Annotated in this window: 24 protein-coding genes; 22 read left to right on the top strand and 2 right to left on the bottom strand. The window is 53.0% G+C overall.

Annotated features, from left to right (window positions below; genetic code table 11):
* The first annotated feature begins 21 nt into the window (after window positions 1-21).
* From ptsP to ACIDEJ_RS06530, 9 genes are all read left to right on the top strand, one after another.
* Window positions 22-2,256, top strand: coding sequence for a phosphoenolpyruvate--protein phosphotransferase (gene ptsP / locus ACIDEJ_RS06570; RefSeq protein WP_411987277.1), 2,235 nt, complete (start codon window positions 22-24; stop codon window positions 2,254-2,256).
* 41 nt (window positions 2,257-2,297) lie between these two features.
* Window positions 2,298-3,101 (top strand): sulfite exporter TauE/SafE family protein, encoded by an 804-nt coding sequence (locus ACIDEJ_RS06565; RefSeq protein ID WP_411987276.1) that lies wholly within the window; start codon window positions 2,298-2,300, stop codon window positions 3,099-3,101.
* A 35-nt stretch (window positions 3,102-3,136) separates the two neighbouring features.
* Window positions 3,137-3,961: a prolipoprotein diacylglyceryl transferase gene (gene lgt, locus ACIDEJ_RS06560; protein WP_411987275.1), complete on the top strand. Its 825-nt coding sequence runs from the start codon at window positions 3,137-3,139 to the stop codon at window positions 3,959-3,961.
* Window positions 3,962-3,963: 2 nt separating this feature from the next.
* Window positions 3,964-4,758: a thymidylate synthase gene (gene thyA, locus ACIDEJ_RS06555; RefSeq protein ID WP_411987274.1), complete on the top strand. Its 795-nt coding sequence runs from the start codon at window positions 3,964-3,966 to the stop codon at window positions 4,756-4,758.
* Window positions 4,759-4,876: 118 nt separating this feature from the next.
* Window positions 4,877-6,052 (top strand): Na+/H+ antiporter NhaA, encoded by a 1,176-nt coding sequence (gene nhaA / locus ACIDEJ_RS06550; RefSeq protein ID WP_411987273.1) that lies wholly within the window; start codon window positions 4,877-4,879, stop codon window positions 6,050-6,052.
* The gene (locus ACIDEJ_RS06545; protein WP_411987272.1) at window positions 6,049-6,435 is read left to right on the top strand and encodes a hypothetical protein; all 387 of its coding nucleotides are present in this window, start codon (window positions 6,049-6,051) and stop codon (window positions 6,433-6,435) included. Before nhaA ends, ACIDEJ_RS06545 begins: the two co-directional genes overlap by 4 nt.
* A 13-nt stretch (window positions 6,436-6,448) precedes the next feature.
* Window positions 6,449-7,357, top strand: a complete 909-nt coding sequence (gene nhaR / locus ACIDEJ_RS06540) for a transcriptional activator NhaR (RefSeq protein ID WP_411987271.1) — start codon at window positions 6,449-6,451, stop codon at window positions 7,355-7,357.
* 75 nt (window positions 7,358-7,432) lie between these two features.
* Window positions 7,433-7,672, top strand: coding sequence for an FAD assembly factor SdhE (locus ACIDEJ_RS06535; protein WP_411987311.1), 240 nt, complete (start codon window positions 7,433-7,435; stop codon window positions 7,670-7,672).
* Window positions 7,659-8,078 carry a protein YgfX gene (locus ACIDEJ_RS06530; RefSeq protein WP_411987270.1) on the top strand — a complete coding sequence of 140 codons (420 nt, stop codon included), beginning with the start codon at window positions 7,659-7,661 and terminating at the stop codon, window positions 8,076-8,078. The genes ACIDEJ_RS06535 and ACIDEJ_RS06530 overlap by 14 nt, the downstream gene beginning before the upstream one ends.
* Here ACIDEJ_RS06530 and nadB read toward each other — a convergent pair.
* Complete coding sequence (nadB, locus tag ACIDEJ_RS06525; protein WP_411987269.1) at window positions 8,066-9,676, bottom strand: L-aspartate oxidase; 1,611 nt, start codon at window positions 9,674-9,676, stop codon at window positions 8,066-8,068. The two genes, ACIDEJ_RS06530 and nadB, sit on opposite strands and share 13 nt — an antisense overlap.
* 203 nt (window positions 9,677-9,879) lie before the next feature.
* Here nadB and rpoE point away from each other — a divergent pair, with 203 nt between their 5' ends.
* From rpoE to ACIDEJ_RS06460, 13 genes are all read left to right on the top strand, one after another.
* Window positions 9,880-10,458, top strand: a complete 579-nt coding sequence (gene rpoE, locus ACIDEJ_RS06520; protein WP_411987268.1) for an RNA polymerase sigma factor RpoE — start codon at window positions 9,880-9,882, stop codon at window positions 10,456-10,458.
* Between the two features lie 27 nt (window positions 10,459-10,485).
* Window positions 10,486-11,085: a sigma-E factor negative regulatory protein gene (locus ACIDEJ_RS06515; protein ID WP_411987267.1), complete on the top strand. Its 600-nt coding sequence runs from the start codon at window positions 10,486-10,488 to the stop codon at window positions 11,083-11,085.
* A 9-nt stretch (window positions 11,086-11,094) separates the two neighbouring features.
* Window positions 11,095-12,027, top strand: a complete 933-nt coding sequence (locus ACIDEJ_RS06510; protein WP_411987266.1) for a MucB/RseB C-terminal domain-containing protein — start codon at window positions 11,095-11,097, stop codon at window positions 12,025-12,027.
* A gap of 10 nt (window positions 12,028-12,037) precedes the next feature.
* A complete protein-coding gene (locus tag ACIDEJ_RS06505; protein WP_411987265.1) occupies window positions 12,038-12,523 on the top strand; it encodes a SoxR reducing system RseC family protein in 486 nt (161 codons plus the stop codon).
* 444 nt (window positions 12,524-12,967) lie between these two features.
* Window positions 12,968-14,380: a GGDEF domain-containing protein gene (locus ACIDEJ_RS06500; protein ID WP_411987264.1), complete on the top strand. Its 1,413-nt coding sequence runs from the start codon at window positions 12,968-12,970 to the stop codon at window positions 14,378-14,380.
* A gap of 180 nt (window positions 14,381-14,560) precedes the next feature.
* Entirely contained in the window at window positions 14,561-16,378 is a 1,818-nt protein-coding gene (gene lepA, locus ACIDEJ_RS06495; protein WP_411987310.1) for a translation elongation factor 4, read from the top strand.
* A gap of 162 nt (window positions 16,379-16,540) precedes the next feature.
* Window positions 16,541-17,455, top strand: a complete 915-nt coding sequence (gene lepB / locus ACIDEJ_RS06490; RefSeq protein WP_411987263.1) for a signal peptidase I — start codon at window positions 16,541-16,543, stop codon at window positions 17,453-17,455.
* Between the two features lie 2 nt (window positions 17,456-17,457).
* A complete protein-coding gene (rnc, locus tag ACIDEJ_RS06485; protein WP_411987309.1) occupies window positions 17,458-18,135 on the top strand; it encodes a ribonuclease III in 678 nt (225 codons plus the stop codon).
* Window positions 18,132-19,118 carry a GTPase Era gene (gene era / locus ACIDEJ_RS06480; RefSeq protein WP_411987262.1) on the top strand — a complete coding sequence of 329 codons (987 nt, stop codon included), beginning with the start codon at window positions 18,132-18,134 and terminating at the stop codon, window positions 19,116-19,118. The genes rnc and era overlap by 4 nt, the downstream gene beginning before the upstream one ends.
* Before the next feature lie 6 nt (window positions 19,119-19,124).
* Window positions 19,125-19,805, top strand: a complete 681-nt coding sequence (gene recO / locus ACIDEJ_RS06475) for a DNA repair protein RecO (protein ID WP_411987261.1) — start codon at window positions 19,125-19,127, stop codon at window positions 19,803-19,805.
* Between the two features lie 51 nt (window positions 19,806-19,856).
* A complete protein-coding gene (gene pdxJ / locus ACIDEJ_RS06470; protein WP_411987260.1) occupies window positions 19,857-20,594 on the top strand; it encodes a pyridoxine 5'-phosphate synthase in 738 nt (245 codons plus the stop codon).
* A 3-nt stretch (window positions 20,595-20,597) separates the two neighbouring features.
* Window positions 20,598-20,975 carry a holo-ACP synthase gene (gene acpS / locus ACIDEJ_RS06465; RefSeq protein WP_411987259.1) on the top strand — a complete coding sequence of 126 codons (378 nt, stop codon included), beginning with the start codon at window positions 20,598-20,600 and terminating at the stop codon, window positions 20,973-20,975.
* Between the two features lie 52 nt (window positions 20,976-21,027).
* Window positions 21,028-21,555 carry an Mpo1 family 2-hydroxy fatty acid dioxygenase gene (locus ACIDEJ_RS06460; RefSeq protein ID WP_411987258.1) on the top strand — a complete coding sequence of 176 codons (528 nt, stop codon included), beginning with the start codon at window positions 21,028-21,030 and terminating at the stop codon, window positions 21,553-21,555.
* Window positions 21,556-21,606: 51 nt separating this feature from the next.
* Here ACIDEJ_RS06460 and ACIDEJ_RS06455 read toward each other — a convergent pair whose 3' ends face one another.
* Window positions 21,607-22,875 carry an HlyC/CorC family transporter gene (locus tag ACIDEJ_RS06455; RefSeq protein WP_411987257.1) on the bottom strand — a complete coding sequence of 423 codons (1,269 nt, stop codon included), beginning with the start codon at window positions 22,873-22,875 and terminating at the stop codon, window positions 21,607-21,609.
* Window positions 22,876-22,928 lie beyond the last annotated feature (53 nt).

Below are 22,928 nucleotides of genomic sequence, written 5' to 3'. Positions count from 1 at the left end.
AGATAATATGGGGGGCGTGCGTTGCTAAATACACTCAGGGATATCACTCAGGCGGTGGCCAGTGCCAGAGATTTAGATGCCGCGCTGGAGTTGCTGGTCAAGCAGATTAAAACCGCCATTGCCACTGAGTGTTGCTCCATTTACATTCTTGATAAAGAAAAGCTGGTATTGTCGGCCACTGATGGCCTGAAACCTTCCGCCGTGGGCAATGTGCGCATGCCCATTACCGAGGGCTTGGTCGGGTTGGTGGCTGAGCGTGAAGAGGCCATAAACCTGGCCGATGCCCGGCAGCACCCCCGCTTCAAATTATTCCCGGAAGCTGCAGAAGAGGAGTATCGGGCTTTTCTGGCGGTGCCCATCATTTACCAGAAACAGTTACTGGGGGTGATTGTGGTGCAGCAGGCCCATTCCCGGCAATTCAGCGAAGGGGAAGAAGCCTTTTTAATGACGCTGGCAGCCCAGTTGGCCATGGCCATCCGGGGATTGAAACAGAAAGCCAGTGTCAAAAGCCGGGAAAAACAGATCCTGTTCCAGGGCACCCCAGCCTCCAACGGCATCGCCATCGCCCACGCCCTGGTCTTGGGCGGCGAAATCTCCCTGCAACAACCCAACCGCAAAGCGCTTGATGTCAACGTGGAACTGGAGCGCCTCAGCGGTGCCGTTACCCGTTGTCGCAATAATCTTGGCACGCTTACCCAACGTTTTGACCGGGAACAGGATCAGGAAGTGGTTGCCATTTTTTCAGCGCTTACACTGCTGCTGGACGATTCCAGCCTGGGCGGTGAATACGTGCGGGAAGTGGAGCAGGGCTGGTGTGCGGAATCCGCCATCAGCCGGGTATCGCTGCGTTACATTGAGCAGTTTCGTGCCATGGACGATCCCTATATCAAGGAGCGCGCCAGCGATATCCATGACCTGGGGCAAAAAGTGCTGCGACAGCTGATTGAACCCGACAGACTGGTGCTCGATTCAGACAAACCGGTGATTTTGGTCACCAAAGAGGCCGATACCACCTTGCTGGCAGAGTTTCCCCGGGCCAAACTGGCAGGGATTGTCACGGAACTTGGCGGGGTCAACTCCCATGCCGCCATTTTTGCTCGGGCGCTGGGCATTCCGGCGCTTACCGGGGTGCAGCAGGTTTTAGCCTCCAATATCGACCGCAAAATGGTGGTGCTGAATGCCACCCGCGGGCAGTTGATGGTGTCGCCTTCCGGTGCCGTTATCAGTGAATACCGCAGCTTGCTCAGTGCTGAAAAGGCACTGCAGCGGCAATTCATGCAGGAAGTGAAACTACCCGCGCAATCACTGGACGGGGAGCGGATCCAGCTGTTTATCAATGCGGGGCTCATCAGCGGGCTGGCTTCCGAGCTGGCGGAAGGCGCCGACGGCGTCGGCCTGTACCGCACGGAAATTCCCTTTATGCTGCACCAGCGCTTTCCCAGCGAGTCCGAACAAATCAAAGTTTATACCCAGGTGCTGGATCTGGTGGCCGGTCGCCCGGTGGTGATGCGCACCCTGGATGTGGGCGGCGACAAGCCCTTGCCTTATTTCCCCATAAAAGAGGAAAACCCGTTTCTTGGCTGGCGCGGGATCAGGTTGTCGCTGGATCATCCCGAGCTGTTTCTGGTGCAAATCCGTGCCATGTTGCAGGCCAACGGTACCCGCAACCAGCTTAAAATTCTGTTGCCCATGGTCAGCAATCTGGTGGAAATTGATCATGCCATTGAATATTTCCATCAGGCCTATCACGAATTGAAAGCTGACATGGAGCCCGGTTTGTCCAAGCCCCAGCTGGGGGTGATGCTGGAAGTGCCAGCATTACTGTACCAACTGGATGAAGTGGCCAAACGGGTGGATTTCATTTCGGTAGGCTCCAATGATTTGACCCAGTATTTGCTGGCGGTTGATCGCAACAATCCCCGGGTAAGCGCCTTGTTTGACAGTTATCACCCGGGCGTTTTGCGTTATTTGCAAACGGCGCTGCAGCAATGTCGCCAGCATGGTTTGGGGATCAGCATTTGTGGTGAAATGGCCGGTGAGCCAGCCGGGGCGCTGCTACTGTCTGCCATGGGTTACCGTGAGCTGAGCATGAACCAGGGCGCTCTGGCCAAAATCAATTATCTGATGCGGCGGGTGAGCATGGATGAGTTGCAACGCTTGTTGCAGCAGGCGCTCACTTTGCGCTGTGGTCTGGAAGTGCGGGAATTATTGCGGGATTATCTGGATAACAAAGGGCTGGCGGCATTGCTTAACTAGCGTATCGTCATGGTCATGATCTTGAAAGATGGGGAACGATAGTGGAAAGCCTGATGCTAATGCTGGGAGCATGTTTGTTACTGGGAGTCGTGGTGGGGTTTTCTGCCGGGCTATTGGGCATCGGCGGTGGCCTGATTGCGGTGCCGGTACTGCTTTATTTGCTGCCCTTGGCAGAGGTGCCCGCCAATTATCTGCCTCACGTGGCCATCGCCACGTCGTTGGCCGCCATTATCCTCACCTCCTTTTCATCGGCCAGGGCCCATCACCAGCGCGGTAACGTGCCCTGGTTCTTATTCAAGCCCATGCTGCCCGGCACCATTTTGGGGGCCTTGGCATCTGGGTTTATTGCCGAGTTGATTTCCGGGGATGATTTAAAGCGCGGCTTTGCGGTATTCGTGATGTTAATGGCCGTGAATATGGCATTTCCCTACAAGCCGTCAGCCGAAGGGAAAACCATGCCACCGCCGGTGGTGATGTTTGTGGTGTCGGCGTTGATTGCGGTGATCTCCGGCATGATGGGCATTGGTGGCGGAACCCTGACTGTGCCATTTCTGTGCTGGTGCGGTTTGCAGATGCGCCAAGCGGTGGGTTTCTCCTCAGCTAACAGTCTTGTCATCGCACTTTGGGGCAGTTTAGGGTATGTTATTGCCGGCTGGAACATCCAGGGGATGCCGCTTGGCTCTCTTGGCTATATTTATCTGCCCGCACTGGTAGGCATTGTGGTGACCTCGATGTTGCTGGCTCCGGTGGGAGCAAAAGCCGCGAGTGTCTGGCCAACGCCGGTGCTGAAGAAAATCTTCGCCGCTTTGCTGCTTGTGGTAGGTCTCAAGCTGATGCTGAGCTAATAATCATCATAAATACCAGGATGTAATTTCATTTTATGGCGCTGCAATTTCCCGATATCGATCCGGTGATCGTTTCTTTTGGCCCTTTTGAACTTTTCGGACAAACCTTTAACCCGGCGTTGCGCTGGTACGGTTTCATGTATCTGGTGGGGTTCATGGCGGCCATGTTCTTGCTGAACCGTAAAGCCGATCGCTCCAATGGCCTTTGGAGCCGGGAGCAGGTGTCCGATCTGCTGTTCTATGCGTTCCTCGGGGTGATCCTTGGCGGACGCATCGGTTATGTGCTGGTATACCATCTGGATTATTTTCTGGCAGATCCCATGTACCTGTTCAAAATCACCGAAGGGGGAATGTCCTTCCACGGCGGTTTGGTAGGGGTGATCCTGGCCATGTGCTTTATTGCATACAAACAAAAACGCAGCTTTTTCGGGGTTGCCGACATTGTGGCTCCGGTGGTGCCCATCGGGTTGGGGGCCGGACGCATTGGCAACTTCATCAATGGCGAGCTTTGGGGGCGGGTTACCGATGTGCCTTGGGGCATGGTGTTTCCCCATGGCGGGCCGTTGCCACGTCATCCGTCCCAGTTATACCAGTTTGCCCTTGAAGGGGTGGCACTGTTTGTTTTGCTGCAATGGTTCAGCCATAAAACCGACAAGCGGGGTGCGGTTTCCGGCATGTTCCTGCTTGGCTATGGCATTTTCCGTTGCATTGTGGAGTTGGTGCGCCAGCCCGATGCCCAGTTAGGACTGTATCTGGGATTTTTTACCATGGGGCAGATTTTGTCTGTGCCGATGATAGTCTTGGGTCTCTATCTGGTGCTGCGTAAAGCACCAAGCAACAGTTTGAGTAAAGGAAAGTAAGCATGCAGCAATATCTTGATTTAATGCGCCACATTCTGGCGCACGGTGCAGAAAAATCCGACCGCACCGGTACGGGCACCCGCTCGGTGTTCGGTTATCAGATGCGCTTTGACCTCAGTAAAGGCTTTCCGTTGGTCACCACCAAAAAATGTCATCTGCGCTCCATCATCCATGAACTGTTATGGTTTCTGAAAGGTGACACCAACATCGGTTACTTAAAGGCCAATAAGGTTTCCATTTGGGATGAATGGGCGGATGAAAACGGCGATTTAGGCCCGGTATACGGCGCCCAGTGGCGCAGCTGGCCTGCACCAAACGGTGAACATATCGATCAGATAACCCAGGTGATTGAACAGATTAAGCAGCAACCGGACTCGCGCCGCATTATCGTGTCTGCCTGGAATGTGGCAGAGTTGGACAAAATGGCGTTGGCACCATGTCATGCGTTTTTCCAGTTTTATGTGGCCGACGGTAAGCTCTCATGCCAGCTTTATCAGCGCAGTTGTGATGTTTTCCTCGGTTTGCCCTTCAATATTGCCAGCTATGCGCTGTTGACCATGATGGTGGCGCAGCAGTGTGATTTGGCGCTGGGCGATTTTGTCTGGACCGGCGGCGATACCCATTTGTATTCCAACCACATGGAACAAACCCAATTGCAATTGAGCCGTGAGCCACGGCCTTTGCCAACCATGACCATTACCAGAAAACCCGCCTCCATTTTCGACTATCAATTCGAAGATTTCGAACTGACAGGTTACGATCCTCACCCTCATATTAAAGCGCCTGTTGCGATTTAATTAATCATTTTTCTGCCATTACCTCGGAAAAACCGAGCGTAATGGCAAAAACTTTCGATTTTTCTTGCTTTTCTCCCTCGGCTACACTTCTACGCATTACTGATTTTTGGAGTGCGTTATGGATAAAGTGATTCGGAATTTCCTGAGCCAGGAGTCTGCCGGCGGCATTTTGCTGCTTATCGCAGTGGCATTGGCCATGGTGTTGGCCAATTCACCATTGGATATTTTTTATCAGGGATTTCTGGATACCCCCATGCAGTTGCGTGTTGGCGCACTGGACATTCACAAGCCATTGCTGCTGTGGATTAACGATGGCCTCATGGCGCTGTTTTTTCTGCTGATTGGCCTGGAAGTGAAACGGGAACTGGTGGAAGGGGCGTTATCCAGCGTGGCCAAAGCCTCCTTGCCAACCTTTGCGGCCATTGGCGGCATGATTGCCCCGGCGGCCATCTATCTGCTGTTCAATTACCAGAACCCGGTAACGGCGGGTGGCTGGGCTATTCCTGCGGCCACCGATATCGCCTTTGCCCTGGGGATTATGGCGCTGCTGGGCAGCCGGGTGCCCGTTGCACTAAAAGTGTTCCTGTTGGCGCTGGCGATTATTGACGATCTCGGCGTGATTGTGATTATTGCGCTGTTTTACAGCAGCGATCTTTCCGTGACCAGCCTGGTGATTGCCGCAGTTGCCGTATTGGGGCTGATAATACTCAACCGAAAAGGAGTGACGGCGCTGGGCGCTTACGGTTTGGTGGGTGCCATTTTATGGGTGGCCGTGCTTAAGTCTGGCGTGCATGCCACGTTGGCCGGGGTAATTATCGCCTTTGCCATTCCTTTGCGTGCTGCAGACGGCAGCTCACCCTCCCAGCATCTGGAGCATGCGCTGCATCCGTGGAGTACCTTTTTAATCCTGCCGATGTTTGCCTTTGCCAATGCGGGCGTGTCTCTGGGGGGAATGTCGCTCAGCAGCCTGGTATCACCGGTGCCTTTGGGAATTGCCCTGGGTCTGTTGGTGGGTAAGCCTGTTGGCGTGCTGCTATTTAGTTATGTGGCCGTAAAACTCAAGCTGGCAGAGCTGCCTGCCGGTATTGGCTGGCGCCATATTGCGCCGGTGGCGGTGATGTGCGGTATCGGTTTTACCATGTCGATGTTTATTGCGTCACTGGCGTTTGAGCACGGTGGTGTGTTGTACGGCGATTTGGCCCGCTTGGGGATTTTGCTCGGGTCCATGACCGCTGCAGCGCTGGGCTATTTTTGGTTGTCAAAAGCGTTACCTAAAACAGGAGAAAAAGCATGAAAAGACCTTACTTAATGACTATTCTGTTGGCGGCTGGCATCATTCCGTTAGCCCAGGCGTCACAAATCGAGCGCTGTAAAACCGCCAGCAAAGAGGCAATTTGCCAAAGTTATCTGGAAGGTGTGGTCGATGGCGCATTGATGTACAAGCCCATGGCGGTAGGTGCCAGGCTCGATACTGGGGATTATCAGTCCAGGGCCCTGAAATTTCGCGGTGGCAAGCGCTTTCAGGAAGCCAATCGTCAGTATTGTCTGGGACGGGTACCGGACAGGGACGATTTGGTCAACGGGCTTACTGAAGCATTTGAGCGCGGCGAGGTAGCGGATAATACGAGCCTGCAAACAGCAGTGTTCAGCTTATTGGATTGCCAGCGCCTGCGATAAACAGGAGAGCGGTATGTCCCATCTCAATTACAACCATCTGTACTACTTCTGGATGGTACAGAAAAAAGGCTCGGTAACCAAAGCGGCAGAAACCTTGTGTTTGACACCGCAAACGGTTACTGGGCAAATCCGGGCCTTTGAAGAGCGCCTTAACGGCGCTCTGTTCAAGCGCAATGGCCGCCGTCTGGAGCCTACGGAGTTGGGTGAGTTGGTATTCCGTTATGCCGACAAGATGTTTGCGCTGTCTTACGAAATGCAGGATGTGTTGAATTACACCAAGGATAACAACCTGTTGTTTGAAGTCGGCATTTCCGACGTGTTATCTAAGGCCCTTGCCAGCAGGGTGTTGATGTCTGTCATTCCTCGGGATGGCACCATGCAACTGGCCTGTTATGAGGCCACCCACGAGAGCCTGATGTCCCGTTTGCGGGAACATAAACTGGATATGATCCTCTCGGATTGTGCCGGTGAATCATTGAAATACCCAGAAATCCTATCCAAAAAGCTGGGGGAATGCGGCATTGCCTTTTTTTCTGCCATGCCATTGCAACAGCCGTTTCCCGCTTGTCTGGAAGAAGCCCCCATTTTGCTGCCCAGTAAACGGACCTCCGTAGGCCAGCAACTCTACCGCTGGTTTGATGAGAAAAACCTCAATGTCACCATTTTGGGGGAGTTCGATGATGCGGCCATGATGAAAGCGTTCGGCTATTTCGGACGGGGCATTTTCGTGTCGCCCTCCATCTACCAGCAGGATATCTTAAGTCACAACGTGCGCCTGTTGGGCACAACCCGGGATGTACGTGAAGAATACCACGTGATGTTTGCCGAGCGGATGATCCAGCACCCGGCGGTAAAACGGCTGCTGGGCACTGATTTTGAAGAGCTGTTTGCCGGCATGGACGTGCAGGTGCAAAACCTGTAGTGATTCGACAGCCACAGCAGCAAGCAGTAAACTGGCCTTAGCATTTACTAAAGGAGTTAGCTGGTGGCAGATTTGATGAATTACGCTCGGGTGAAATGGGCCTGTCGTCGTGGAATGTTAGAGCTGGATGTACTGTTCCAGCCCTTTGTCGAAAAGTACTATCAGGACTTGCCTGATGCAGACAAAGCCTGTTTTGTCCGGTTGCTGGAATGTGAAGACCCCGAACTGTTTGCCTGGTTCATGGGGCATGAACAATGCCCGGACCCGGCCCTGGCACAAATGGTGGTCAAGGTTCGCGGACGTGCAGCGCCATAGATTTTTGGTGACAACCTCTCCCGGCCAGTATGCGGCATTGCTGCTACTGGCCGTTGTTTGTTTGGGGAGCGTGGCTTTTTGGCCAGCACTGGATTACCCCGTTTATCCCTATCTTCGGTGGGGAGCGCTGCTTGCCATGACCGGCTATTTTGCCTCCCGGATTCGGACACTATCGCGTTGGCAACTGGATTTTTGGCTGGCGGGTAACGGGGAAGGGCAGTTTGTTGGCAGCAGTCGTTTTCAGGTTGGGGGGCCGGTGCTGATCACGCCGTGGATGGTGAGTTTCCCCTGCCGGGGCCCTGGCGGTTTTCGCCGGCTTTACCTGTTTCGCGACATGTTTGACGACACAAACTTTCGTCATTTGTGCCGTCTTTTGCTCAATCGCCACAGCCCTTATTCGGGCTGAAGAATCGTTGGGGTCGATGTGGGCAGTTTGTCAGGATAATCAATGTTGTAGTGCAGCCCGCGGCTTTCTTTGCGGCACATGGCACAACGGATGATGAGCTCTGCCACCTGTACCAGGTTGCGCAGCTCCAGCAAGTTGTTACTCACCCGGAAGTTACTGTAATACTCTTCGATTTCCTGCTGCAACATGTTCACCCGGCGCAGCGCCCGCTCCAGGCGCTTATTGGAGCGTACAATGCCCACATAATCCCACATGAACAGGCGTAACTCATGCCAGTTATGGGCAATGACCACCTCTTCGTCAGAATTGGACACCTGACTTTCATCCCAGGGAGCGATGGCGCCCGGCATCTGCATTTTATGGAGCTGGCTGACAATGTCACTGGCAGCGGCCCTGGCAAACACCAGACATTCAAGCAGCGAATTGGACGCCAGACGGTTGGCACCATGCAGCCCGGTATAGGCCACTTCACCAATGGCGTATAAGCCGTTGAGGTCGGTTTGCCCATGAAGATCGGTCATTACCCCGCCACAGGTGTAGTGGGCCGCCGGCACCACTGGAATTGGCTGCTTGGTCATGTCGATGCCCAGGGCCAGACAACGCTGATAGATGGTGGGAAAATGCTTGGTGATAAATTCAGGGGCTTTATGGGAGATGTCCAGAAATACGCAGTCAGCGCCCAGCCGTTTCATTTCATGGTCGATGGCGCGGGCCACAATATCCCGGGGTGCCAGTTCTGCTCGGGCATCATATTCCGGCATGAAACGGCTGCCATCCGGGCGTTTCAGTAAGGCGCCTTCGCCCCGGAGCGCTTCGGTCAGCAAGAAGTTGCGGGCCTCGGCATGATACAGGCAGGTGGGGTGGAACTGGTTGAACTCCATATTGGCCACCCGGCAACCTGCGCGCCAGGCCATGGCAATGCCGTCACCGGAGGCAATGTCCGGGTTGGAGGTGTACTGGTAAACCTTAGAGCTTCCCCCGGTTGCCAGTGCCACGAATCTGGCCTTGACGGTTTCTACCTGCTCTTGTGCCCGGTTCCAGACGTAAGCGCCCAGTACCCGGTTGCCGGGCAGTGCCAGTTTGCGTGACGTGATTAAATCAATGGCGTTATAACGCTCCAGCACGGTAATGTTGGGGTGTGACAGTACCTGTTGCTGCAGGCGGGTCTGCACCTCTTTGCCGGTTGCATCTGCTGCATGCAAAATGCGCCGGTGGCTATGGCCGCCTTCACGGGTCAGGTGATAGCTGGATTCATCAATGGTGCCGTCGGGCAACTCATCCTTGTCAAAGGCCACGCCACATTCAATCAGCCATTTCATGGCGGCCTTGGCATTTTCGGCGGTGAAGGTGACGGCCGCTTCATCACAAAGTCCGGCGCCGGCAACCAGCGTGTCTGCCACGTGGGATTCTATGGTATCCTCTTCGTCGAAAACTGACGCTATTCCCCCTTGGGCATAATAGGTGGAGCCTTCACTGAGGGGACCTTTGGACAAGACGATGATATTGCAGTGGCTGGCAAGATGTAATGCCAGGGTTAAACCCGCGGCACCACTGCCAATAATCAATATGTCGGCTTGGTGTTCAACTGCTTGTTTCATAGGGTATCATGAGCCGATGGTTAGAGGGCTCAATCCTAAACCAATGGCGCCATGTTGGGTATATCTTTTGACCCAGAACAGTTTTTCCACGAGATTTTAACGTTCATTAAGAACTTTTCATCAAGGGGCTGGTCTACATCTGTGAATGTAGTTCGAGCGACCGAAAAAAGCAGCATAAAAAGAGTTGGGAGAAGTCGGCTCGGATGAGTGCACAGACGAGTGATCAACAGTTAGTTGAACGCGTACAACAAGGCGATAAAAACGCATTTAACCTTTTGGTACAGAAGTACCAGGGGAAGGTGATAAACCTGATTTCACGTTATGTGAGAAATCAGGCCGACGTGGCCGACGTAGCGCAAGAGTCCTTTATCAAGGCTTATCGGGCGTTACCCAATTTTCGCGGCGAAAGTGCGTTTTATACCTGGTTGTACCGCATTGCGGTAAATACAGCGAAAAATCATCTGGTATCGCAGGGACGTCGGACGCCAGCCAATGATGTGGATGCTGAAGAAGCCGAATATTACGATGGCAGCGATGCGTTAAAGGAGTTTGCATCTCCAGAGCGTTTAATGCTGTCAGACGAGATTAAAAAGGTAGTGTTCGATACTTTGGAATCACTGCCGGAAGATTTGAAAATGGCAATTTCTCTGCGGGAACTTGACGGTATGAGTTATGAAGATATTGCCAATGTGATGGATTGTCCCGTGGGTACCGTAAGATCGCGCATCTTCCGGGCTCGTGAAGCCATCGACAAAAAGCTCCAGCCATTGCTGGAAAGATGACCATTAAACTAACAGGTGAGTTGAGTAATGGAAAAATTAGGTCAGGAGTGGGTTTCCGCTGTCGTGGACGGTGAAGCCGACCCACAGGCACTGGCAGATTTAGCCAGCGATAAATCTTCTCATGATAAATGGCGTAACTATCATCTGATAGGCGATGCCATGCGCGGTGAGTTGCCACAAACACTGCAGTTGGACTTGTCTGATCGCATTGCCGCTGCATTGGAGCAGGAACCTGCCATTCTGGCGCCAGCGGCAATAACGCCACCTGTTACCACAGTACCCAAAACTTCACGGGTGATCCCGCTGTTCAAACAGTTCGGTCAATATGCCATTGCCGCTTCCGTGGCGTTGGTGGCCGTGGTTGGGGTACAGAATTACAACGCCACCGGTACTGATGATGAAGTGTCACCGGTACTGATGACTCGGCCACTTGTGGGTGGTGCCTCACCTGTGAGCTTGCAAACCGGTACGGTGCAGCAGCCTCAGGGGTATACCAATGAGCAACTGAGCGAACAACGGCGACGCATTAACAGCTACCTGCAGGATCATATGTTGCAACAACGATTGAATGCGGGTGTGGTTATGGATAACAATAACGAGGTCGTTACTTTTCCGTTGAAACAATAAGGAAATCTCTTGCGTCTCTTCTGGTTGGCTTTCCTGGCCTTAGCATTGCCTGCCTTTGCGCAGGAGCAACTTTCCGCCAAGGCCTGGCTCGAAAACATGAGTCAGGCCCTGCGTGACAAACAGTTCAAAATCTCGCTCATTCAACTCCAGGTCGACAGTATCCGTCCTTTGCTGTATCTCCACGGCACAGTGGACGGCAAGGAAGTGGCTTTTCTGGAACATTTGAATGGCCCGATAAAAAATGCCGTGCGTGTGGGAAATACCGTCACGTTCATTGAGCATGATCAGCCCGCCTACAGCATGACATCCAACCGTATTCAAGGGGTTATTCCCGCCGCCTTTGCCGGGGACATCTCGGCATTGGAGGCCGGCTATAACCTGGTGCTGGGGGGCAGGGCGCGCATTGCCGGCCGTACCGGACAGATGATCCGCTTGGTGCCCAATGACGAGTACCGTTATACCGTTCAGGTGTGGGTGGATACCGCCTCCTTTTTGCCGCTGCGTTATGACATGCTGTCTCAGGACAAACAGTTGCTGGAGCAACTGCTGGTAATCGAGCTGTTTGAAACCAAAACACCAGCGCCCATTTTGGAAGAAGCTTACCAGCAGGAATGGCCACCGGTGATGAACCCGTCCGAACGGGCTGATGGTCAAAACTGGCAGTTTAACTGGTTGCCCGCCGGGTTTCGGGTGATTGTGCGGGATCATCACCGCCTTATCGGCACGCATGAACCCGTCGAGTACATTGCGCTGACTGATGGCTTGAGCAATATCTCCATTTATGTGGCTCGCTCGGGGGATGCGCCAATTCCGGAAGAGCTGATGACTCGGGACGGCATCTCCATGGCGTCAGAGCGGGTGGGAAATCTGGAAGTTGTTGCCGTTGGCCGCGTGCCCACACAAACGCTGGTGCGCATTGCGTCAGGTTTGAGGCTGGATTGAGGTAACGCCGATGATGGAACAGGTTGCCACCGTGGTGAACTCTGACGATGAGGGTTGGGTTACGGTGGAAGTGGAAATGAAAAGCGCTTGCAACCATTGCTCCCAAGGAGAAAGTTGCGGCACTTCTGCGGTGGCCAAGGCCTTTGGCAGCAAATGGCAGGTGTTTTCCGTACCTGCCACAGAGCCTTATCCCAAGGGGACGCTATTGCGCTTGGGATTGCCGGAAAGCGTGGTGCTTAAAGCGGCAGCATTGGTTTACCTGTTGCCGTTGCTGGGCATGTTCATTGGCGGCACGGCAGGCAATCTGTTGGCTCGCTTCACCCACAGCAACAGTGACATAAGCAGCATGTTATTGGCATCGGTTATGGCCGTTGCAGCCTGGTCTCTGGGTAAACGCTGGGCAAAAAAACTGGAAGATGCCGCCCAACCGGTGATCCTGGCCAATTTGGGGCTGCCCTTATCCGGAAGCGTGCAATCCATCAATGAGCATCAGTAAAAAGGGCACGCGCTTAAGTAACGGGCACTTGGGCACGCCCTTTTTCTTGTTTCATCTTGCAAGTGCTCATCTTTCCATTCCACGTTCACGTTTAAGCACCGTGAAGTGCTGCAGCATCGACGCAGCACAATTAATTGTGCCATGGCCCCCAGCGTCTTTTCCGTCACCTACCTCAATCCATCCACTTTCATGTGCGCCCATGCCTTAACCTGCATGATGGTATCACTCATATTACCAATATGCTGCAACCGTACGGGGTGGCTTGGCATGACGGCTTAAGGCAGCCGGTAGCGCCGTCAGTTGATAACGGTTAGCCTAAAAATTATCCAGTCATGCGGCTATCATTACTCAAACCGTTCGCTGTTTGTGAAGTATCTGAGTATTAAAATAATAACCACTTGTTTACAATCGCAATAGTTAATTTCCAATGGGGTTGGAACTCATATGGCCTATAGCGGCGTGAAAGAAAAACAATGGGTGTTAGTCAAGTATGCTCATTCGATAGTGCGCCCTATCGGAATGGTCAGCATCTTCTTCGGCTTGGTGGCATTAGTCGGGTATCTGGGGAACATCGAGCCGTTGTACCGGCCGATAATGAATGGTCCGGCAACCAATCCGCTTACGGCCGTGTGTATTATTCTGGTGGGGTTGGCCATTCAGAAAACCGACCCAAAAAGCATTGATAAATGGTTGCAGCGGCTGTTGGTGATGGGGGTGCTGGCCATTACCCTAAGCCGCATGATGGACTTGGTGCTGCACACCCATACCGCTGAGTTGATTATGCCCTTTCATGATCTGGTCATTCATGAAATTCAACTTGGCAAAAGTAACGATATGGGGATGAATTCATCCGTCATGTTTTGTTGCATCGGTATAAGCTTGTTGTTTTATAACGTAAAACGACCTGCCATATCGCAATTCTTTGCTTTTGTTGCCATTGCCATACCCACCATCTCCTTTACCGGTTATGCCTATCAGCTGAATAACTTTTACGGACAAATGTCCATGTTGACGGCCATGGCCGGATTCACATTGGCCGTTGCCACCCTGGCATTGACGGCTCATGTAGGGGGGCTGAAGGCGATTTTAAGCCCTTACCATGGTGGAACCGTTGCCAGGTTACAAAGCCTGTGTGGCTACATCGTTCCTTCCGTTTTGGGGTTTTTGATTATTGAAAGCCTGCGCTTTCACGATGGTAATCTGTTCGGAGCCTTTGTGGTCAGCATCAGCTGGTTCATCATCCTGATGGTGAGTATTTCGGCCATTTATTATGAAAAAGTGGATGAAAAAAGGCGCCACAGTGAACGCTTATTGGCCGAGGCCGTGTTGATTGACCCACTCACCGGACTCTCAAACCGCAGAAAACTGATGCAGTTTGGTAAAGAGGAAATACGTCGCATCCATCGCAATAAAAACCAGGCATGGGTGCTCATTCTTGATATTGATTATTTCAAAAAAATCAATGATACCGCCGGCCATGACATGGGCGATCGGGTGCTGGTGGCCTTGGGGCGCATCTTGAAAGGTTCTGTACGGGCCGTGGATTTGGTCAGTCGGCTGGGAGGCGAGGAGTTTGCCATCATCCTGGTGGATACCACCATCCAGGGCGCCCAGCGCGTTGCCGACAGCCTGCGGCAAAACATTGAAAACATGGTCATCGAAGGCTGGACGGATATTTATGGCCCCATTACGGTGTCCATCGGCTGTGCCAAGAATGATGGCCACGGCACCATGACCCAAACCATGAAACAGGCGGATGAGGCGTTATATCAGGCAAAACACAATGGCCGTAACCAAGTGGTTTTTGCCGCTGAGTCTGCACAACAAAACAGGGTGCCAGAACCAGCACAATCATGATGTTTATGTGGCTGTTGCAATGTATCAGCGCCGCGTATGCTGAGTGCGGCGCCCCCCGCGCTTTTGCTAACGACAACCTCTTAACAGTCAGATATAATGCGCGGCATATACGCAAAATCGCGCAGCCAAAGAATTGAGATGGGGTGTTGTCAATCGATGCCCCACATGAGCAAGGCCTTTATGCAGGAAAAAGACAAAATCAATTACCTCAAGCATATCCGTAACTTTTCAATTATTGCCCACATCGACCATGGCAAGTCCACCCTGTCTGACCGTCTGATCCAGGTTTGCGGTGGTCTTACTGACCGGGAGATGGCCGCCCAGGTATTGGATTCCATGGATCTGGAGCGTGAACGTGGCATCACCATCAAGGCTCAGAGCGTAACCTTGGAGTATCAGGCCCAAAATGGTGAAACCTACCAGCTCAATTTTATTGATACCCCGGGGCATGTGGATTTTTCTTATGAGGTATCCCGCTCGCTGGCCGCATGTGAAGGTGCGCTGCTGGTTGTGGATGCAGGGCAAGGGGTGGAAGCCCAGACCCTGGCCAACTGCTATACCGCGCTGGACATGGATTTGGACGTGGTGCCGGTACTGAATAAAATCGACTTGCCTCAGGCCGACCCTGAGCGGGTTGCCGCTGAAATTGAAGATATCGTTGGCATCGAGGCCCAAAACGCCGTGCGTTGCTCCGCCAAAACCGGGGTTGGGGTTGCCGAAGTGCTGGAAACCATTGTGGCGGAAATTCCGGCGCCGGAAGGCGATCCTGAAGCGCCACTGCAGGCCCTTATCATCGACTCTTGGTTTGACGCCTATCTTGGGGTGGTGTCTTTGGTGCGCATTAAAAATGGCACACTGAAAAAAGGCGATAAATTCAAGGTGATGTCCACCGGGCAGAACCATATTGCTGAACGTGTGGGGATTTTTACGCCCAAACAGACCGATAAAAGCGAACTGCGAACCGGTGAAGTAGGGTTTGTCATCGCCGGCATCAAGGAGATCCACGGCGCGCCGGTGGGGGATACATTAACCCATGCAAAAAATGGTGCGCAAACGCCGCTCCCGGGCTTTAAAAAAGTAAAACCCCAGGTTTATGCCGGGGTATTCACTGTCTCTACCGATGATTATGAAAGTTTTCGCGATGCCCTGAATAAACTCAGCCTGAATGATGCCTCGTTGCAGTTCGAACCTGAAACCTCCTCAGCCTTGGGATTTGGTTTCCGCATTGGCTACCTTGGGTTGCTGCATATGGAGATCATTCAGGAACGCCTGGAGCGGGAATATGATCTGGATCTGATCACTACCGCGCCCACGGTGGAATATGAAGTAGTGATGACCAACGGTGATGTCATTTATGTGGACAATCCGTCGGAACTTCCGGCCATCAATAATATCGAAGAAATTCACGAACCCATTGTTGAAGCTAACATTCTGGTACCCAAAGACTATTTGGGAAATGTGATCACCCTGTGCGTGGAAAAGCGCGGCGTGCAAAAAAACATGGTGTATCACGGTAACCAGGTTGCGCTCACGTACCATATTCCTGCGGCAGAAGTGGTGATGGATTTCTTTGACCGACTGAAATCCACCAGCCGGGGCTATGCGTCACTGGAATACAATTTCGTTTATTTCCAGGCGGCGGATATGGTGCGCCTGGATGTGCTGATTAACGGTGACAGGGTGGATGCCCTGGCGATGATTTTGCACCGCTCCAACATTCGCCATCGCGGTATTGCGCTGGTGGACAAAATGAAAGAACTCATTCCGCGGCAGATGTTTGACATTGCCATTCAGGCCGCTGTCGGCAGCCAGGTGGTGGCCCGTTCCACCGTGAAAGCCTTGCGCAAGGATGTGACGGCCAAGTGTTACGGCGGGGACGTTTCCCGTAAGAAAAAACTGCTGCAAAAGCAGAAAGAAGGTAAAAAACGCATGAAACAACTCGGTAATGTGGAAGTACCGCAGGAAGCGTTCCTGGCCGTATTGAAACTGAACGAATAAACACGAGTTGTTCGGCTTGTTGATAACGTATTCTGGCGCCGCGGTTTGCGGCGCTTTGATTGGCAGGGCAGTAATGGTGCTGCACTAAAATCAGAAGATTAAGCCAACGTTATCAACAGTTTATTTTATTTATTGAATTCAAGGCAGGAGTATTACTGACCGATGGCAGCCTATTTCTCGATTTTTTTAGTGTTAGTCACCTTAGCTACCGGGATTGTCTGGGCGTTGGATGCCTGGTTGCTGGCGCCCAAGCGCCGTGCCCGTTTGGCAGCGGTAGAGGCGCGGCAGGGCGCGCTTTCCCCGGAACTCAGAGGCCAGATGCTGCAAGAGTCGGTTGTGGTGGAAACGTCCAAGTCCATCTTTCCCGTCATTGCCTTCGTGATGATCCTGCGCTCATTTCTGTATGAACCCTTTCAGATCCCGTCCGGCTCCATGATGCCCACCTTGTTGGTGGGGGATTTCATCCTGGTGGAAAAATTTGCCTATGGCCTGAAAGATCCTGTATGGCGCAAAAAACTGGTATCCACCGGCGAGCCCAAACGCGGCGACATTATCGTGTTCAAATACCCCAAAGACGAGTCCGTGGATTACATCAAGCGGGTGATTGGGCTGCCCGGTGACCGGATTATCTATCACAACAAGCAGTTATACATTCAGGAAGCCTGCCACGGACAAAATCCCTGCCCGCAACCACGACTGGTGATGCGGGCCGAGGTAAACCGGGGCGAGTTCAGCCTCGATGGGGTGGCGCAAATCCGTTATCGCGAACAGTTGGGTGACGTAACCCACGATATCCTGATTGACCCTGCAAGGGGTGAGCCTACTGCCTTCTATTTCCGTCAGCATGGCTTGGCCGCCGGGGAATTCATTGTTCCTGAAGGTACGTACTTTGCCATGGGTGATAACCGGGATAACAGCACAGACAGCCGTTTCTGGGGCTTTGTGCCCGAAAAAAACCTTGTGGGCCGTGCGGTGGTTATCTGGATTAGTTTTGAATTTGAGCGCAAGCCGGATGACTTCTTACCCACTTGGATCCCGACCGGTGTGCGTTTTAACCGTGTTGGAGGTCTTCAATAATGATGGAACCCATCAAGAATTTACCCAGACTGTGCCGAACCCTCGGCTATCAGTTTAAAGATTTATCACTTTTGGAACAGGCGCTGACTCACCGCAGTGCGGCAAACAAACACAATGAACGGCTGGAGTTTCTCGGGGATTCGGTTTTGTCGGTGGTCATTTCCGACAAACTGTTCCACCAGTTTCCCAAAGTGACCGAGGGCGACCTTAGCCGCATGCGCGCCACTTTGGTGTGCGGTAATATGCTGGCCAAAATAGCCAAAGAGTTTAAATTGGGTGATTATCTGACCTTGGGGCCGGGCGAACTCAAAAGCGGCGGTTTTCGCCGTGAATCCATTCTGGCCGATGCGGTAGAGGCCATTATCGGTGCCATCTATCTGGATGCGGATCTGGAAGTGGTCAGAGGGCTGCTGCTGGGCTGGTATGAACAGCGACTGGAAGCCATCCAGCCCGGTGAAGGGCAGAAAGATCCGAAAACCCAATTGCAGGAACGACTACAGGGCCATAAAAAACCACTGCCGACTTATCAGGTGCTGAAAGTGGAAGGTGAGGCCCATGATCAAACATTTACCGTCGAATGTCGTGTTGCCGAACTGTCCGAGCCGGTTACCGGAACCGGTAGTTCCCGGCGCAAAGCTGAACAACAGGCGGCGGCTCAGGTACTGGAGTTGATGAAATGAGTAAACCTCCCCAAATGCCAGAGCAGGAACCCAGCCTGGATGATCTGTTAGCCAAGCTGCAGCAGCCAGAGCAGCCTCAGTATGACACCACCTATTGTGGCATGGTGGCCATTGTGGGGCGCCCCAACGTGGGGAAATCCACCCTGCTGAACCGGCTTCTGGGGCAAAAAGTCAGCATTACCTCCCGCAAACCGCAAACCACCCGTCACCGGATTATGGGCATTCATACCGATGGCGACTCCCAGGTGGTGTTTATTGACACGCCCGGGCTGCACATGGAAGAGAAGCGTGCCATCAACCGTCTGATGAATCGGGCCGCCTCCAGCTCCATTGCTGATGTGTGCATGGTGATTTTTGTGGTGGATGGCCTGCACTGGACAGCCGATGATGAAATGGTTCTCAATAAACTGCGCCGCGGGGCCGATGAGCGTAAAACCGTGTTGGCGGTGAATAAAGTGGATCATGTCAAAGACAAGGATGTGCTGTTTCCCCATCTGCAGGCGTTGGCGCAGAAATTCCCGTTTGACGACATTGTGCCCATCTCCGCAAAATCCGGCACCAACGTGGGCAAGCTGATGTCGCTGGCCCGGGCAAGCCTGCCTGAAAGCGTGCACTTTTTCCCGGAAGATTACATTACCGACCGCTCCCAGCGTTTCATGGCCTCGGAAATCGTGCGTGAAAAGCTGATGCGCTACTTGGGGGATGAACTGCCTTACGATGCCACCGTGGAAATCGAACAGTTCAAAATGATGGAAAACGGCGTTTACCAGATCAATGCCTTGATCCTGGTGGAGCGGGAAGGGCAGAAGCGGATGGTGATCGGTAAAAATGGTGAACGCATCCGTACCATTGCCACCGAATCCCGTTTGGACATGGAAAAGCTGTTTGATAACAAAGTATTCCTCGAAGTGTGGGTGAAAGTGAAATCCGGCTGGGCCGATGATGAGCGGGCCCTGCGCAGCTTGGGTTATGGTGAAGACTAAAGACCCATGCACCGCGGATACGTGCTGCACAGCAAACCCTACCGTGAAAACAGTGTGTTGGTAAAACTGTTGGTGGACGGCCTGGGCCGAGTGGATGCGGTTGCCAGGCTTGGCAGCGGCAAGCGGTCGGTCAAGGGGATTGTGCAGCCGTTTCAGCCCTTGTTATTTGAGCTTTATGGCCGCGGTGAATTACAAACATTACGGCAGCTTGAGAGTGCGTCCCCGGCAGTTCCGCTGACCGGGGACGCTTTGTATGCAGCCATTTACCTGAATGAATTACTGGTAAGGGCGCTAAAACAGGTACAAAGCGGTGAAGCCCTGTTTGTGGCTTATCATCAAACCCTGATGGCTCTGGCCCGGGAGTTCAGCCAACCCCCGCTGCGTTTTTTTGAATTGTCGCTGCTCGATGAGCTGGGTTGCCTGCCGTCATTGACCCACGATGCCAACGGCATGGCTGTGGAGCGTGATGCCTGTTACCGCTGGCTACCGGAGGCGGGTTTTATCCAAGGGGAAGGCATGTTTCCGGGGCGGTTGTTACTGGGGCTGGCCATCAGGGAACTGGATGACAAAGATTGGGGATACGCCAAGCGCCTTACCCGGTTATTACTGCAACCCGTGCTGGGCGACAAGCCATTGGTCAGCCGGCAATTATTCCAGGCGCGTGGTTCGCAAAGCAATCAAGCATGAACATTGGGCTGGCAAAAACCTGCCCAGCATCGTTATCAGGAGTGAAAGGTTATGGGAAGAATTCTGTTAGGGGTTAATATCGACCATATCGCCACATTGCGTAACGCCCGTGGTACTGATTTCCCGGATCCGGTACATGCCGCCGCAGTGGCTGAACATGCCGGCGCTGAAGGCATTACCGTGCACTTGCGCGAAGACCGCCGTCATATCAAGGATCGGGATATTTACCTGCTGGCCAAAACCCTGCAAACCCGCATGAATCTGGAAATGGCGGTGACCGAAGAGATGTTGACCATCGCTTGCGAAGTTAAACCGCCCCATTGCTGTTTGGTGCCGGAAAAGCGCCAGGAGCTGACCACCGAAGGCGGATTGGATGTGGCGGGCCAACTGCCCAAAATGACCACTGCGGTGCAGCGCCTTAAGGAGGCGGGGATTTGTGTCTCCCTCTTTATTGATGCCGACCAGCGCCAGATTGATGCTGCCGTTGCCGTTGGTGCTCCCGTGATTGAAATCCATACCGGACATTATGCCGATGCCACTACCGAGGCCGAAGCGGCCAAGGAGCTGCAGCGCATTCGTGCCATGGCCGCTTATGCCCACAGCAAGGGGTTGGTGGTCAATGCCGGTCATGGCCTGCATTACCACAACGTCAAACCCATTGCGGCCATTGCCGAGCTGTACGAGCTCAATATCGGCCATGCCATTATTGCCCGGGCAGCCATTGATGGACTGGCAAAGGCCGTTGCGGACATGAAACAGCTGATGCTTGAAGGCCGCAGGGGCGAGTAAGCCATGGCCATTGTAGGGTTAGGCACGGATATTGTGGAAATCGGCCGTTTGGAGCGGTTGTCGCCACCTGTGCTGCAACGGTTGGCGCAGCGGGTGCTGACGCCTACAGAGCTGGCACAATTTCATGAGCACAAGCAACCGGTGCGTTTTCTTGCCAAGCGTTTTGCCGCCAAGGAAGCGGCGGCCAAGGCGCTTGGCACCGGTATCGGCAGCGGCGTGTCTTTTCAGCATCTGGTGATTTCCAATAATGCGCTCGGGGCGCCGCAGCTGACGTTGTCTGAGGGGGCCTTGGACCGATTGCAGTTATTGGGTGGCAGCGGCGCCTTGCTTACCATTGCCGATGAGCGCCATTATGCCGTGGCCACCGTGATTTTAAGCTGAACCTTGGCTAAGGTTAATATCATCACTCGCTCATCAATGATGCAGGTAACCGATGAAAACCGCCCAAGAGCAGCTCTCTTGCTATAAAAGCGTGCATCTTAATCCCGTCAATCTGACAACCCATTTCGTGGGCATTCCGTTAATCATCTGGTCGCTGTTTTTACTGGCATCATTCATCCGGTTGCCATGGGGCGCTGGCAGCATCGGTGGCGGCGCGTATTTGTTGCTGCCATTAATGTGCTATTACCTGTGGTTGCACTGGCGCTTGGCCATCGGCATGGGGCTTTTCATGGCGATGCTATTGTTGGGCGCAGAATGGCTTTATCGCAGTGACAACGCCTCTCTATGGCTGGCGTTGTCGGTGTTTGGCTGCGGTTGGCTTTTTCAGTTTGTAGGTCATTACCATGAAAAAGCCAAACCGGCTTTTATTGATGATCTGCAGCAGTTGTTTATCGGACCATTGTTTTTAATGGCCGAGATCTATTTCTGTCTGGGCTGGCTAGCGCCGTTACGGCAACAGATAACCCCGTTGGCGCTGCAAAAGCGCCGGCAGTTGGAGCAGCAACGCCAAGGAACATAACGGTGCCGCACCTAATGGCGTGATGATATCGGGGTAAGGGTGTGGCAATCTTTAGGGAACACGGTAAAACTGGGGCATTACCCTGACGGTTTTAATCATGTTATCGGCCACTTCAAGAATTTCCATGGGATACCCCGCCAGACGCAATCCGGTGTTGGCTGACGGAATGTCTTCCAGATATTCCAGAATAAGCCCATTCAGGGTTTTGGGACCATCCGTAGGGAAGTTCCAGTTTTTCTCCTTATTGAGATCACGGATGTTTACCGTGGCTTCAATAATGAAGGTACCGTCCTGCTGAGCCGTGATTTCTTCACTGGCCGATGGGATCATGGACGTGGTGAAATCCCCCACGATTTCTTCCAGAATATCTTCAAGGGTGACCATTCCCTGAATGTCTCCGTACTCATCCACCACCACGCCAATGCGTTCCTTGTTTTTCTGGAAGTTTGCCAGCTGTACGCTGAGCGGCGTGCCTTCTGGCACGTAGTAAATCTCTTTTACTGCCCGCAGCAGGGAGGATTTACTGAACTGCCCCTTGGATTGCAGCCTGAGGGCATCACGCAGATGTACAAACCCCACGGTATCGTCGATATTTTCCCGGTACAGCAACACCCGGGTGTGGGGGCTTTGAATGATCTGCTTATTGATGCTCTTGAAATCATCATTGATGTTAATGGCATAAAGCTCATTGCGCGGCACCATGATGTCTTCCACCGACACATTGCCCAAGTCCAGTACCGACAGCAACATCTCCCGGTTGCGTCTGGGGATCAGGGCACCGGCTTCATGTACCACGGTTGCCAGCTCTTCCTGACTCAGCGCATCACTGTGTTTGACCGATTTCACCCCCATCATTTTCAAGATGTAGGAGGTTATCCAGTTCATGACTTTCACCAAGGGCAACAACAGTACCAGTAGCCATTTCAGGATAAGGCTCGACGGGAATGCCACAGGCTCAGGGCGTAAGGCCGCGAGGGTCTTGGGGGTTACTTCGGCAAAAATCAGGACGACAAATGTGAGCATGCCGGTGGCCACGGCAATCCCGGCATCACCATACAGCCGCATCCCCAAAACCGTCGCAACCGCCGAGGCCAGAATGTTCACCAGGTTGTTGCCAATCAGGATAAGGCCAATTAACCGATCGGGTCGCTCCAGCAGTTTCAATGCTCGCTGGGCACCTTTGTGGCCATTATCGGCAAGATGGCGCAGACGATAACGGTTCAAGGTCATCATGGCGGTTTCTGAACCGGAAAAATAGGCGGAAATCAGGATCAGGGCAAATAGAATGAACAGAAGTGCGCCGGTCGATATAGCGTCCAAAAAGGGGCTCCGTAAGCAATAGTAAGCTTAGTAAATACTGGGAATTATTTTAG

Origin of the sequence: Shewanella mytili (assembly GCF_046765975.1) — a bacterium.
Taxonomy (GTDB): Bacteria; Pseudomonadota; Gammaproteobacteria; order Enterobacterales; family Shewanellaceae; genus Shewanella; species Shewanella mytili.
The sequence above is the reverse complement of the archived record's forward strand: the minus strand, read 5'-3'. Positions and strand labels throughout refer to the sequence as shown.

Excerpts from the sequence above, each read along its gene's own strand:
- lepB (WP_411987263.1), top strand. The coding sequence starts at position 16,541 with ATGGCAGCCTATTTCTCGATTTTTTTAGTGTTAGTCACCTTAGCTACC.
- ACIDEJ_RS06515 (WP_411987267.1), top strand. The coding sequence starts at position 10,486 with ATGGAAAAATTAGGTCAGGAGTGGGTTTCCGCTGTCGTGGACGGTGAA.
- nhaA (WP_411987273.1), top strand. The coding sequence starts at position 4,877 with ATGGATAAAGTGATTCGGAATTTCCTGAGCCAGGAGTCTGCCGGCGGC.
- nhaR (WP_411987271.1), top strand. The coding sequence starts at position 6,449 with ATGTCCCATCTCAATTACAACCATCTGTACTACTTCTGGATGGTACAG.
- lepA (WP_411987310.1), top strand. The coding sequence starts at position 14,561 with ATGCAGGAAAAAGACAAAATCAATTACCTCAAGCATATCCGTAACTTT.
- ACIDEJ_RS06545 (WP_411987272.1), top strand. The coding sequence starts at position 6,049 with ATGAAAAGACCTTACTTAATGACTATTCTGTTGGCGGCTGGCATCATT.
- rnc (WP_411987309.1), top strand. The coding sequence starts at position 17,458 with ATGGAACCCATCAAGAATTTACCCAGACTGTGCCGAACCCTCGGCTAT.
- pdxJ (WP_411987260.1), top strand. The coding sequence starts at position 19,857 with ATGGGAAGAATTCTGTTAGGGGTTAATATCGACCATATCGCCACATTG.
- ACIDEJ_RS06460 (WP_411987258.1), top strand. The coding sequence starts at position 21,028 with ATGAAAACCGCCCAAGAGCAGCTCTCTTGCTATAAAAGCGTGCATCTT.
- rpoE (WP_411987268.1), top strand. The coding sequence starts at position 9,880 with ATGAGTGCACAGACGAGTGATCAACAGTTAGTTGAACGCGTACAACAA.
- ACIDEJ_RS06505 (WP_411987265.1), top strand. The coding sequence starts at position 12,038 with ATGATGGAACAGGTTGCCACCGTGGTGAACTCTGACGATGAGGGTTGG.
- recO (WP_411987261.1), top strand. The coding sequence starts at position 19,125 with ATGCACCGCGGATACGTGCTGCACAGCAAACCCTACCGTGAAAACAGT.
- nadB (WP_411987269.1), bottom strand. The coding sequence starts at position 9,676 with ATGAAACAAGCAGTTGAACACCAAGCCGACATATTGATTATTGGCAGT.
- thyA (WP_411987274.1), top strand. The coding sequence starts at position 3,964 with ATGCAGCAATATCTTGATTTAATGCGCCACATTCTGGCGCACGGTGCA.
- ACIDEJ_RS06535 (WP_411987311.1), top strand. The coding sequence starts at position 7,433 with ATGAATTACGCTCGGGTGAAATGGGCCTGTCGTCGTGGAATGTTAGAG.
- acpS (WP_411987259.1), top strand. The coding sequence starts at position 20,598 with ATGGCCATTGTAGGGTTAGGCACGGATATTGTGGAAATCGGCCGTTTG.
- era (WP_411987262.1), top strand. The coding sequence starts at position 18,132 with ATGAGTAAACCTCCCCAAATGCCAGAGCAGGAACCCAGCCTGGATGAT.
- lgt (WP_411987275.1), top strand. The coding sequence starts at position 3,137 with ATGGCGCTGCAATTTCCCGATATCGATCCGGTGATCGTTTCTTTTGGC.
- ACIDEJ_RS06500 (WP_411987264.1), top strand. The coding sequence starts at position 12,968 with ATGGCCTATAGCGGCGTGAAAGAAAAACAATGGGTGTTAGTCAAGTAT.